The 12,731-nt window shown below is 58.5% G+C and carries 12 protein-coding genes; 7 read left to right on the forward strand and 5 right to left on the reverse strand.

Annotated features, from left to right (window positions below; translation table 11 throughout):
- The first annotated feature begins 137 nt into the window (after positions 1–137).
- A complete protein-coding gene (locus tag FB556_RS10740) occupies positions 138–1,226 on the forward strand; it encodes a hypothetical protein (protein WP_141867500.1) in 1,089 nt (362 codons plus the stop codon).
- A 39-nt stretch (positions 1,227–1,265) separates the two neighbouring features.
- Here the strand turns inward: FB556_RS10740 and FB556_RS10745 are convergent, their stop codons facing one another.
- Positions 1,266–2,474 (reverse strand): FUSC family protein, encoded by a 1,209-nt coding sequence (locus tag FB556_RS10745; protein ID WP_170200446.1) that lies wholly within the window; start codon positions 2,472–2,474, stop codon positions 1,266–1,268.
- A 196-nt stretch (positions 2,475–2,670) separates the two neighbouring features.
- Between FB556_RS10745 and FB556_RS10750 the strand changes: the two genes are divergently transcribed.
- From FB556_RS10750 to FB556_RS10760, 3 genes are all read left to right on the forward strand, one after another.
- Positions 2,671–3,516: an SMP-30/gluconolactonase/LRE family protein gene (locus FB556_RS10750; RefSeq protein WP_141867504.1), complete on the forward strand. Its 846-nt coding sequence runs from the start codon at positions 2,671–2,673 to the stop codon at positions 3,514–3,516.
- A 95-nt stretch (positions 3,517–3,611) separates the two neighbouring features.
- Positions 3,612–5,036, forward strand: coding sequence for a glucose-6-phosphate dehydrogenase (locus FB556_RS10755; protein ID WP_141867505.1), 1,425 nt, complete (start codon positions 3,612–3,614; stop codon positions 5,034–5,036).
- Positions 5,037–5,076: 40 nt separating this feature from the next.
- A complete protein-coding gene (locus FB556_RS10760) occupies positions 5,077–6,453 on the forward strand; it encodes a sugar porter family MFS transporter (RefSeq protein WP_211344033.1) in 1,377 nt (458 codons plus the stop codon).
- A 12-nt stretch (positions 6,454–6,465) separates the two neighbouring features.
- Here FB556_RS10760 and FB556_RS10765 read toward each other — a convergent pair whose 3' ends face one another.
- Complete coding sequence (locus tag FB556_RS10765) at positions 6,466–7,713, reverse strand: DUF4434 domain-containing protein (protein WP_141867509.1); 1,248 nt, start codon at positions 7,711–7,713, stop codon at positions 6,466–6,468.
- A gap of 146 nt (positions 7,714–7,859) precedes the next feature.
- Here FB556_RS10765 and FB556_RS10770 point away from each other — a divergent pair, with 146 nt between their 5' ends.
- A complete protein-coding gene (locus FB556_RS10770) occupies positions 7,860–8,678 on the forward strand; it encodes a glycerophosphodiester phosphodiesterase (protein WP_170200447.1) in 819 nt (272 codons plus the stop codon).
- Positions 8,679–8,809: 131 nt separating this feature from the next.
- Here FB556_RS10770 and FB556_RS10775 read toward each other — a convergent pair whose 3' ends face one another.
- The 3 genes from FB556_RS10775 to FB556_RS10785 form a co-directional block, all read right to left on the reverse strand.
- On the reverse strand, positions 8,810–9,073 hold the full coding sequence (locus FB556_RS10775; RefSeq protein WP_141867513.1) for a hypothetical protein: 264 nt from the start codon (positions 9,071–9,073) through the stop codon (positions 8,810–8,812).
- A 3-nt stretch (positions 9,074–9,076) separates the two neighbouring features.
- Positions 9,077–9,874 carry a RelA/SpoT domain-containing protein gene (locus tag FB556_RS10780; protein WP_141867515.1) on the reverse strand — a complete coding sequence of 266 codons (798 nt, stop codon included), beginning with the start codon at positions 9,872–9,874 and terminating at the stop codon, positions 9,077–9,079.
- Positions 9,875–9,969: 95 nt separating this feature from the next.
- Positions 9,970–10,917: a quinone oxidoreductase family protein gene (locus tag FB556_RS10785; protein ID WP_141867518.1), complete on the reverse strand. Its 948-nt coding sequence runs from the start codon at positions 10,915–10,917 to the stop codon at positions 9,970–9,972.
- 303 nt (positions 10,918–11,220) lie between these two features.
- On the opposite strand from FB556_RS10785, the gene FB556_RS10790 reads away from it, so the two are divergent.
- Positions 11,221–11,469, forward strand: coding sequence for a hypothetical protein (locus tag FB556_RS10790; RefSeq protein WP_141867520.1), 249 nt, complete (start codon positions 11,221–11,223; stop codon positions 11,467–11,469).
- Positions 11,470–11,849: 380 nt separating this feature from the next.
- On the forward strand, positions 11,850–12,725 hold the full coding sequence (locus FB556_RS10795; RefSeq protein ID WP_141867522.1) for a fumarylacetoacetate hydrolase family protein: 876 nt from the start codon (positions 11,850–11,852) through the stop codon (positions 12,723–12,725).
- Positions 12,726–12,731: the final 6 nt, after the last annotated feature.

A 12,731-nucleotide genomic window follows, 5' to 3' on the forward strand; every position in this document is an offset into this window, starting at 1 on the left:
GCGATACGGCACATGAACTGGAGGGAAGTGGTCGCTTTGTTCTGCTTGACTTCCACCACCTGAGGGCGCGACGGTGGAACTGGGAGCACTAGCCCGCTTATCGCGGGACGAGAGGCGATCATTTTTCGGAGGTCTTTTTGGCTAACAGCAACCGATCCCACAAGACGGTGGGACTCATGGCCGACCCGGGGCTGGCCGAGGATATCGCCCAGCGGGTATCTGAAGACCTCGCGATGCGTCTGCGCAATGAAACGGACGAGGAGTGGGAGGTAGAAAATGTTCAAGAGGAACTACCGCTGGGCCCCGACGGGAACGTTGCGTTAGGCGACTTTGCGCCAAAAATCCTCGAGCGGCACGGCTGGGACTATGTGTTCTACCTCACCGATTTACCCGCGTTTCACGATAAACAACCTATCCTGTGTCGTACTGTGGCACACTCTCGGGGCGCACTGATCGTTCTGCCCGCCCTGGGTGCGATCCGTTTACCCACCCAGGTACTCGAGCTGGTGCTGACGCTGTTGTCGACCTTGTCTGGTACCACCGAGGGCATTGATCCGCAGGCAGTGGGTCGTGACATTCAGCGCCAGGGCATGGTCCAACTGCTGCCGGGCAACTCGCAACTCGTCCTGCTTCGGGGCCCGTTGAGCCGGTGCAGAATGTTAGCCGGGATGCTGCGGGGCAACCGGCCCTTTCGGTTGCCCGGGGCGATGTCTGGGTTCATTACCGCCGGTGCGGCAAGCGGTGCTTTTGGGGTGTTTTACAGCAGCATCTGGGACCTGGCCGATGCACACCATCCGATTCGTCTGTTGCTGATCGGCATACTGTCGGTGGCACTCCTGACGATGTGGCTGATTTACCGCAACGGCCTGTGGACGTCACGCAAAGCACCGGAGACGCCACTGGATAATATCGCGACCGTGATCACCGTGGGGGTGGGAGTGCTGGTGACCTACCTGATCTTATGTATCGGGCTGTTCGCATTGGCGATTGTCATTGTTGATGCAAACTATTTGGCCTCCCAGCTAGAACACACCGCCGGGTTGGAAAGTTACTTCCGGTTGTCCTGGCTAGCGGCTTCGCTGGGCACCCTCGCCGGTGCCCTCGGGGCGAATTTCGACTCGGATGATGCCATCCGCCAAGCAACCTACAGTAGACGGTGGCATGAGCGCCGGAAAATGTTCGACACGTATAAAGAAAGCACCGAAGAAGAACGCTCCGAGGACTAACTGTGGCGGCTTTTCCTGCCCCCTCAGCCCGGCCGAACGTCACCCGAGGTCTTGTGAGTCGTGGTCTTGTGGTCCACGCCGCAGCATCCGCTGAAACCGGCTTGCCACGGATTTCGCGCCGTCTGCCAGCCCGGTGGAAACTGTCCTAAACCACGAGACCTGTGCGCCGTCGTCGGGAATTTCCGCTTCGGTGACCACCTGCTCCAACACCTGGCGCGCATTTTCTGCAGGCACCCCCGCATACCGCATCATGTCGTAGATTAGCACTCGCGTGATACGTGTGGCGGTCTGGGCGGAATCTTCACCACCTACCTCCAGGCCGTGCAAAAGTTCCAACAAGTGTGGCACCTCATCTACGACCTGCTGGCGATTGGCCCGATCGCCGGGACCCGCCGCCAAGTTCCTAACGAGGCGCGCGCATACGGACAGGGGTTGACTCAGGCGTTGCTGTTGTTCGTGGTCACCGTCGAGTCCCAAGCGTACCGCCATGACAGTGCCGTCACCCAGCAAGTCGAGGAAGCCGGCGTTCTCATTTTCGGCAACCACCGGTTGCGTACTGCCGCGACGAGTCAGTGTATGGCGGGTGACCCGGCGGCTGCGTTGTCGGACATTATGGATTTCGGCTAGGTGATCCCGGGTGCGACGCAGTTGGGTCAATGCATCACGTCCGGCCTCGGCGTCGTCGTGGCGCATCGCGTATGCTGCGGCATCCAACCCCTGGGCAAGCGAGGATAGTGCATCGGTTTCAGCCTGACGTAACAGCCGCAACGGGTTGGGTGGAAATAATACCTGGGTGAAAAGCAGTGCGACTCCAGCGCCCACGAGTGCATCGACTAACCTGTCCCAGCCGTTGCCCTCACCAGCGATGGCAATGGTCAACACGGCGGCAGCGGCGGCCTGGGCGATCGTCAGCCGAGATCCGCCGGCAACCGTGGCCACAGTAATTGCCAGCAGCGCGGCAATGCCCAGGGCCACCACCTGATTGCCGACCACCAGTTGGGTCAGTTCGCCAATGACGATCCCCAGCACGACCCCCAAGAGCAGCTTCAAGGCGTTGAAGCCGCGCTCGCCGACATCGGTGTTCAACGAAACAATGGCCGCAATGGGGGCGAAAAAGACATCCGGGTGGTCCCCGATCCACCGGGCGAGCATAAAGGCGATGACGGCGGCGGCCGCACGCTGCACGATGGTCCACCCTTCTCGGCGCAGTCGACGGTTGACCCGTTGCAAAGACAGTTGGTGTGACACCTTCTGGTCGCCTTCCGTTGGAGGGGTACTGGTTCTGTCTCTACCACCACGTCTTTGGCCGTAGCAACACACATTCGTCGCTGTGCGGCGGTCAAGAAGCATGGCCGACCGATACTGGACGACGTAGCATGACCCCCAAATGTACTCATAGTCTGTGCAATCTCAAGAGCTGTACAAAGACCAGAAAGGGCGTGGCATGCAGGTAGCACAATGTACCGATCCCATCACGTATCACGGCGAAGGGCCAGTTTGGTCGGAGGCCTGGGGCGGGCTGCGCTGGGTCGACATGCTGGCCGGCGACATCCTGAGTTTGGGGGCCGACGGTGAGGTGTCGCGGCGCAATGTCGGCACGGTTGCCGCGGCACTTCGGCCACGACGCGACGGTGGTGCGGTGATTGGTACCGAGCGTGGTTTTTTACTCGAAGACGCCCAGGGCAACCCGATCGAAACGATCGCGGCCTTCCAGGGCGAAGGCATCCGAATGAATGACGGGGCTTGTGACCCGGATGGCCGGTTTTACTGCGGTTCGATGGCCTATGATCAACGCACCGGGGCCGGTACCCTCTACCGGCTCGACCCGGATCGTAGTGTGAAGCCGGTGCTCAGCGGCGTTACCATTTCCAACGGTTTGGACTGGAGCCCCGACGGCACACTGGCTTACTACGCCGATACCCCGACCAATAGCATCGTCGTCTTTGACTATGCTCATGATGTGGGTCTGACGGATCAGCGCGTGTTTGTGTCGTTGGCCGATCACGAGCTCCCAGATGGGCTCACCGTGGATGCCGAGGGCGGGGTGTGGGTTGCCATGAACGGGTCCGGCCAAGTGCGGCGTTACACCCCCGAAGGTTCCCTCGATGAGATCGTAGAAGTCCCGGCCCGCCAGGTCACCGCGTGCACCCTGGGCGGACCGAATCTCACCGATTTATACATCACCACGTCGCGAGAGAATCTGGCCCCTGATGACGATCCGTTGGCTGGGGCGCTATTCTGTGCCAGAGTCACAGTCCCCGGCCAACCGGTCCGAGCATTTGCCGGCTAGTACAAAACATCAACGCACACTCCTTGACATCGGTCTGGATAGGGGCAGAGGGTGGAAGGACACCCAACCCAACGTCAAGTTTTGGAAGAGGTACGATGACCACCGTTTCCGATAACGAAACCCAAACTCTAGTCATTTTAGGCGCCAGCGGTGATCTCACGGCCCGCTTATTGCTCCCAGGTCTGGGGGCACTGTTGACTTCGCAGGCACTGGGCGATCTCCAGCTGATCGGTAGCGATCTGCGAGACTGGGATACGCAACGCTGGCAAGCCCAGGTCACCGAGTCCTTTGCCGAAGTCGACGCCACCGGCCCACACGTGGACGCAGTGGTCACCAACACGACTTATCTGCAGGCCGATGTCACCGCCGAAGACGAACTCCGCGCCCTGCTTGCAGCCTGCCAGGGGCCGGTGACCATATACTTTGCCCTGCCCCCAGCCATTACAGAGCGCGCCTGTCAAGCCCTGGAAGCCATTGGGGTTCCCGAAGGAACCCGGTTGATGATTGAAAAACCGTTTGGCAGCGACGCCGATAGCGCGCAGGCCCTCAATGAGCTCGTGACCCGGATTGTGCCCGAACACCACGTGCACCGGATCGACCACTTTGTCGCGATGCCCACCGTGTTGAATGTGCTTGGGCTACGCTTTGCCAACCGAATGTTCGAACCGGTTCTGAATAACGAGCACGTTGCAAGTGTGGACATCGTCTTTGATGAAACCCTGACGCTGGAGGGCCGGGCAGATTTCTATGACGCCACCGGTGCCCTAGTGGATATGATCCAAAGCCACATGCTCGAAGTGCTGGCACTGTTTGCTATGGACCCGGTGCCCAGCCTGGGTGCTGATGATGTGCGCGATGGCAAAGCCCAGGTGTTGCGCGCTACACATATTTGGGACGATGATCCCATCAATTATAGTCGCCGCGCCCGCTACACGGCCGGGAAAATCGGCGACCGCGACGTGCCATCCTACGTTGATGAGCAAGGCATTGATGCTTCCAGCACGACCGAAACCCTGGCTGAATTGGTGCTGGCCGTCGACACCTGGCGGTGGTCTGGTGTGCCGTTTCGGGTGCGTTCGGGCAAAGCCCTGGGGTCGCCACGTACCGAAATTGTGATCACATTCCAGGAGCCACCATTGGTCCCCGAGGGGATGGCCGGTGCACCGCAGGCCAATCGGCTCCACATTGGCATTGACCTGGCATCCAATGAGCTTGGTCTTGAACTAAACCTCACGGGCCCCGGGGATCCGTTTCGGATAGATCCGGTCAGCATGTCCGGCCAATTTGGGCCCGGTGCCTTGCCACCCTACGGTGAAGTCTTCAAGAGCGTGTTAGTTGATGACACCGCAACCTTATCGGTCCGCGGGGACATGGTGGTCGAGTGCTGGCGCATTATTGAACCTGTCCGCCAAGCATGGCGCAATGGCCAGGTGCCTCTGCAAGAATACGCCGCCGGCAGTAACGGCCCAACCGGTTGGCCAGAAACCGGCTTGCCCAATCGAGCAGAGCAGGGGGAATGAGATGACTTCCAACGAGACAATGCCGGAACCATCAGACAGCATGCCGAAAAAAGGCTTACGCAAAGTCCGAGCCTGGGGGTTGTGGATCAACCTGGCGACCTTCCTGATCGGTTACGCAACCGGAGTCATTGCCGGAGCGCTGCTGTATATCCGAGAAGACATGGAACTCGACAGTGGGCAACAGGGTCTCGTCACCAGTATCCTACTGCTCGGAGCGATGGCAGGGGCCATGGCGACCGGCAACCTGGCCGAACGATTCGGGCGCAAGAAGATGCTCTTGACCGCTGGGGTCCTGTTCGCCGTCGGGTTCTCTCTGGCGGCACTCGCATCGGGCTTTTGGCTGCTCTTCTTTGGACGCATACTGATGGGACTTGGCGTTGGTGTCGGCTCGGCGCTGGTGCCAACCTATCTAGGCGAGATCTCGCCCGCACAAATCCGCGGGTGGATGCTCACGCTCAACCAGCTCCTCCAGACCGTCGGGATGCTCGTGGCGTACGTCGTAAACCTGATCTTTGCTGCGAACGGCAACTGGCGAGCCATGTTCTGGGTGGGCGCGGTTCCTGCCGTAGTGCTGGCACTGATTGCCATGCGACTCCCCGAATCCCCCTCTTGGTTAATCACCAAAGGCCGGATCGATGATGCCAAGAAGATGCTCGGATCGGTTGCCGGTGAGGAACGCGCCGACGAAATGATCGCCCACCAGCAGCAGCAAGCGGACGAGCGCCGACGCGAACGCGGTGACTCGACCCCCGAGAAATCTGGGTGGCGCGGACTGCTGACGCGACGAGTCCGTCCGGGCCTCATCGTGGCCGTTGGGCTAGCCATCCTGCAGCAGATCGTCGGGATTAACACTGTCCTATATTTCGCTCCCACCATTATGGAGCAGACCGGTCTGAGTGCTGCGAATTCCATCATCTATTCGGTCATTATCGGTGCGGTCAACCTTGGCATGACGATCGTCTCGTTGCGGCTGATCGACCGTGCCGGACGTCGTCCACTCCTGATGATCTCGCTGATCGGCATGGGGATCTCAGTGGCGGTGCTAGGCCTAGCGTTCCTATTCGAACTCAGCTCGATCGTGATGCTGATCTGCATGCTGGTCTATGTATCTTCCTTCGCCGTGGGGATGGGGCCCGTCTTCTGGGTCATCCTGGGCGAAGTCTTCCCCTCAGATCACCAGGCCGAAGGATCCGGTGCCGGCTCGACCATGAGCTGGCTGTCCAACTTCGCGGTCTCTACGGCCTTCCTGCCCGTCGTCGGGTTGGTTGGCACCGGTCCGGTGTTTCTCATCTTCGCGGTCATCAGTGTCATCGGACTGATATTTGTTTACCGTCGCGTGCCTGAAACCAAGGGGCGTAACTTCGATGAAATCGAACCTGACCTGCAAGCTCGCGCGTATGGCAGTGCTAAGTCCTAAGCTCACCTTGCTTCAGTGCAGCTGGCCGGGACCAGCCGCGCACGCGCCATCACCAATGGAATCAATGTGCAGCATCGAATTCGGCTCGGCCCACTGGAAACCGATGGCCCCTTGCACGTAGGGCTCGGTGGCAGTCAGTTGTTGTTCCACGCGCTCGCGGGTGGTGGGCTTCCGAGAATCGGGACTGCCACCACCGGGGCGCATGGCCTCAATCGTGACGTAGAGTCGCTCCGGGTCCACCGCATGCAGTGCCTCAAAGTATTCTTCGACCGTGACCCGATGGGCCTCGGAATCGTCAGCTACTAACGCCGTGGTACCCACGCCCACACCATCCTGCGGTGAGACCACAATACGGGTACCGTTGTCGAGTCCGAGCAATTTTTGATAGCCGCGCGCTGCGGTTTCGGGAGTGATGGTCTGACGGTCTGCGCGGCCTTCCAAATACGGCGAGATCAACACGGTAGCACCCGGGGCGATGTCGTTGATGATCTGAGTTTGGCGACTGTAGTAGTCGGTGACCGGATTCCAATGGGCTTCGTGGGTCAGTGGCATTTCCATAGCCAGGTAGAAGCCGTCGGCCCCGCGCTGCTGGTAAGCGGTCACGAATTTTTGGGAGAACGCATCGACGACGCCGGCGTAGCTGTTATCCGGCAGCCAGGCTTCACCCGAGGTGCGCATTTGGGGCACCGGCAGCCCGATGTACGCGCTGGCCTCATGCTCGGTGGTGGTGCGGGTCAGCGAATGGAAATGATCCGTTCCGTCCGTCGACTCGGTCACGACCACGCTGTTGTCACCGGCGGCGATGATGCCGTAGGAGGTGTCGCCGACCTGCACGATCTGATCGCTGTCTGCCAGCTCGATGCCGTCCCAGGTCATCGCCACGGTGTACTCGTAAGCATCCCTGTCCCCAATCGCATCGGCGACTTCACCGGGATAATCGGCCGACTCCGCCGGTACGATTCGACCGCCGAAAGTCACAGCGTCGGTGTTCATGGTTTCCAGGATGTCTAGCGTCTTGTCGTTGTCAGCCTGCGGCGACATGAAACCCGCCACGAACTCACCTTCGGCTCGGCAGATGGGTTCTGCAGGTGGTTCGGCGGCCATGCCGTCGTCCTGAGGATCTTGGTTCAGCTGAGCGAGTCCGTAGATCGTGGAGGCTGCGGCCACGATCAGAATCAGCACGGTCAGTAAGACGCGCCGTCGTAAGGCCCAGCTATGAGGCGGGGTGGACTGGTTCAACGGGTTTTCTGGCTGCGGCATCAGTGGTGAGTCTAGCCCGATGCTCTGGGGAATGGCGGGGTGGCGCGTGGCAAGTCGAGTAGGTGAACCGAGCATTGACGTGGTTGTTAGCTGATGTTCACGGACTGGTCGTTCAGGCGTCACGCTGCATCGTTACCGTGGCGTTCGTGAAAGTTTTCGCACACCGTGGTGCCAGTACCCAATACGCCGAACATACTCGCGCGGCCTTCGCGCACGCGCTGGCTCTCGGAGCCCACGGTGTGGAGACCGATGTGCAAATCACCTCGGACGGAGTTTTAGTGTGTTGGCACGATACCACCGTGAATCGAACCTCGGATGGCCAAGGTGAAGTGCAGGCTCACACGCTGGCGCAGATGCGCGCACTGGATGTGCACTCGTGGAAGGCGCGCAGTAAGGCGCTGCCGATGGCGTATGGCACGGCGAGAAATCAGCTGTTGACCCTGGATGAGTTGACAGGGCTACTGGTGGATGCCGGGCGGCCCGTCGAGCTCGCGGTGGAAATGAAGATTACCGCCGCGTCTGCCGGGCTGATCGAAGATGCGGTACTGGACTGGTTGCAGCGCTGGGGTTGGGATGCCACCACCGGCACCCTGCGAGCCAACGGCACTGGCGGGCAGGTGAGTGTGTCGATCATGAGCTTTTCACTCAATGCCTTAGACCGGGTGGCTGATGCGGTGCCGGCTGCGCGTTTGTGCCCCCTGTTTGATTCCTTCGATGCCCACGCCCTGCAGATCGGTTCGCCGGAAACGACGACGGGCCCAGCGCAATTGCTGGGCCCGTCAACGGGGTGGTTGGCGCATCACGCCTCGCTGTTGCGGTCGTGGACCGAGGTCGGACGAACCGTGCGGATGTGGACGGTAGCCACGAACCGGCAGTTTGAAACCGCCCGACGCTTGGGCATTCAACAAGTCACAGTCGATGACCCGGACTGGGCGTTAGAACGTGTAACCCCGGTGACCGTTTAGGCCCACGGAATATCGCCGAACTCCAGCACGATCCGGCCGCGACGATATCTGGCTCCTCTTGGGTTTACAACGAGCGTAAGTACAAAGCCTCTGTCGATAACCAATGACAGAGGCTTTGTGATGAGAGTTGATCAAGCGAAATTCAGGGAACGGAACAACTCGGCTACTTTTTTTTCTGCTTCACCAGTGAAGTAATTCGCATGTGTTACTTTGACTGTTTCGATGGAATCGGACCCGACCAAAACAATATCCATTAGCGCTGAATCACGAAATTCAGCTTCAAGTTCCCCATACCTGCGAGTAGCAGAAGCGACATCGTCTTCAAACGGAAGTATGTCTTCCAGCTCTTTTTTGGCATGGTTGTAAATCAAAATAAAATTTTTCATGACAGCCATGTTTTATTTCCTCTCAGGTTCGCCCGTCATTGAGCCCAGTAACTCTTGGACGCGCATTCCCAGTATACGCAGTTCTTTCATCTCGTCCAGTGTTAATTCAGGTCCAAGCCCTTCCTGCCAGGCTGAGAACGTCGACTGCAATTTCATGAACTCCTGCACGATGTGAGATCCAGATTGTTTGAAATCCTCAGACATAATTCTGCTAAAAGACTCCACTAAATCCGCCCAATCATGCATTAACCGAGTCCGAAGTTGAATTTCAATTTTCAAATCAGACGAAGGTTCTTTCACGATAAGGTGGACAGAGCGGTAGCCACTATCGCGCGGAGTAGCTACATAATCACGTTCACGATGAACGCGATTAGCGTATTCCCGACGAACCAACTCATGCAATACGTTCAGCTCATCGTAAGTTTCCACTACGACACGGCACCCACCGATATCTTCCATCCTCGACAAGTCTGTGTTGTCCGGCCTCCGGAGCTTATTGATAATCGTTGGTAAACGCTTGAGACGGCTCGTAATTTGCGTGTCGAAATCCGTTCCGACACAGATGTCACGAAGCGTTTGTTCAACTCGACCCATCGGCTTACTGAAATGAGAACGATATAGGTCAATCACGGAGATAGCGCGCTGAAGAATGTCCTTATCAGTTTCCAACTCTGCCGGATCTTTTTCTGACGTTATCTCTATAGTTGCTGCTTCTGATTTCCGCATCACCTGTCGAATTGCAGACCCTGCTTTTCGGACAGCAGATTTTGAAGGCAGTTTATCCAAATCTGCACTCTGTTGGTCTGTCATACATGCCCACGTACCAGAGCATTTACACTTGAGCCTATTCTCACTCTACGCCCGACGATACCTGGCGCAGCTCATGTGAGATCTGTCCATAAGGATTAGGTCCACGGAATATCGCCGAACTCCAGCACAATGCGACCGCGGATGCCACCAGCTTCTAGCTTGCGGTGCGCTTCGGGTGCGTCTTCCATCTGCAGGACCTCGGCAACGCGGAGCGTGAGTACGCCGTCTTCCACCTGTTGGCGCAGCGCATCGAGTTTGGCTTGTTCTTTGGCGTAATCGACCACCCAAATCGGTTGGAAGATCACGCCGCGATCGCGTTCGCCTTTGGCCCCGCGAATAGTAATCACAGTGCCACCATCTTTGACGGCGGGCAGAATCTCATCTTCCATGACTGCAGCATCGATCACGGCGTCAACACCTTTTGGAAATTCGGTGCGCACAGCATCCGGAAACGTCTCGCCACGCAGTTTGACGATATCGGCACCCAAAGACAGGACCAGTTCGTCGTCGGCTTCAGAAGTATCCGCCATGACCACCAGGCCATCGGCCTTGGCCAACTGAACAACATAGCCACCCAGCACTCCGGCGGCACCGGTGACCACCAGGGTCGAACCTTCCGGCAGATTCAGCGTATCCAGTGCCAGACGAGCGGTCAGCCCGTTCATCGGCAAGGTGCAGGCTTCAGCAAATGTGGCACCCTCTGGCATCCGCGCCACAGATTCAACCGGCACCACAACGCGCTCGGCATAGGCGCCGTATGCGCCGTCGGGCACCACAATGGCCATGACTTTGTCGCCCACGGTCAGATCGGTGTCGGCGTTGGAGTCGATAGCTTCGATCATGCCGGCCACATCCATCCCCGGCACAAAGGGCCCCTCTTTGCCCTCGGTCCGGGATCCGGCGCGGCGCACGGTGTCGGTGGGACTGACCGCGGCGGTTTGGACGCGAATGAGTACTTCGCCCTCACCAACTTCTGGGTCTGGGAGCTCCACAACGTGTAAAACTTCTGGGCCGCCTGGGGTATCAAATGCAACTGCTTTCATACTGGGCAGACTACCCGGTGAATCTGGGCAGTTCCTAGCAGTGTCAGACTGTTGAGCACACCACATAGGCCACAGATCGAGGGGCTAGACGACCGTGCGTGGCCAGAAGAATCTTGACGAGGATCCTTAGACAGATGGTTTGAACAATCCCTCCACCCTCACTGACAGTCGAATCAACTACTCGGGTGCAAGCCATTGCGCCAACGGTAGCCGCAAAAGCGTCTTCGGTTGACTCTTTCAGTGACCAGACACCGGACTGTTTTTCGCCTGTTTATGGCCCGAGATCAGTCGTAGACTTGGGGCATGAAGTGGAGCGCCGCTGAAATTGAAAAGGCCCTGCTTGCGCTCAATGACGACGAACGGAAAGCAGTCCTCTACAGCGTGCTGCGCAACATCGACAAGACAGATACCAGTGATAAAGGCACTGATCAGGCGTGGCATAAAGAACTGCTGCGGAAGCTTCAGGACAATCATCAAGGAGCTTTGATCGATGCGCTTGAAGAGCACGCACAGCTTCGTTCAGATATGTCGTCGCTGCGCCAGTGGCGCTAACCAACCATACGCATCCGCTACCTCGTTAAGAGAGAGCACATGCAGTGAGTTGTTCGACACCTTCCGAGACGCCCACTCTTTGCTGATGATCGGTCAAGGGTTGGTCGCGCCGTCGAGTCGCGCGCTACTGCAAGACCTTGATCAGCGTGCGCTCAGCTCGAATGCCGAAGGTGTGTTTTCCCTGACCTTTGACTAACTCGCCCTTTGCGGGCACAAATCATTATGAAACCCTAAACACGGGTTGTTCGCGAGCACATCCTGGCGTACTTTTCTTACTAACAGCCTTCTCCCGCTCCCACGCACCGCAGGGGTATCTGCTGCCGTTGTAAGAACTTATCATCGGCGATACCTACTCGACCGCCCCACAGAAAAGACCGCACATGCGTATCGCAAATGTTAATCACCGCGCAACCCTGACCGATGGCGACCGCCACCTGGATATTCACGTCGCCTCCGAGGGCGCCTTCGGCCCCGACCCGATGGACATTTATACTCGCTGGGCAGACTTCACCGCCTGGGCCGCCACGATCACCACCCGAGAGATTTCTAACGGCTTCAAAGCTAAATCCGTGGACATCCTGGCACCATCTCCCAGGCCGCGCCAGATCTTTGCGATCGGGGTGAACTACCGCGACCACGCCGATGAGGCCGCCATCCCGTACCCGGAGAACCTGATCGTCTTCACCAAGTTCCAGTCCTCCCTGGCAGGCGCCGACGTCGACGTCATCATTCCCGACGTCGAACAAGGCGAAGTCGATTATGAAACCGAACTCGTGGTGACCATCGGGCGCGAAGCGCACAAGGTGTCTGAAACCAACGCCCTGGACTACGTTGCCGGTTACTCGGTTGGCCAGGATTTGTCCGAGCGCAGCATCCAGCTGCGCCCACCGGTCCCGCAGTTCTCGCTGGGCAAGTCGTTCCCAAACTTCAGCCCTGTTGGCCCCGCCGTCGTCACCCTCGATGAATTCGAAGACCCCAACGCGCTGCGCATCTCCGCGGTGCTGGAGGGCCCCCAAACCGAAGAACACGGCGGCTCCTGGACGGTCCAAGACGGCACCACCGCATCAATGGTGTTCCCGGTGGCCAACATTATCGCCGATCTGTCGCAGGTCGTGACCCTTTTCCCGGGCGATTTGATCTTCACCGGCACTCCGGCCGGGGTTGGCAAAGCTCACGGCATCGCGATGCAACCCGGTAACGTATTGACCTCAACGCTTGAAGGTGTCGGCTCGATCCGCAATACCTTCATCAAATAACCACCT

This window comes from Enteractinococcus coprophilus, assembly GCF_006716305.1.
GTDB lineage: Bacteria > Actinomycetota > Actinomycetes > Actinomycetales > Micrococcaceae > Yaniella > Yaniella coprophila.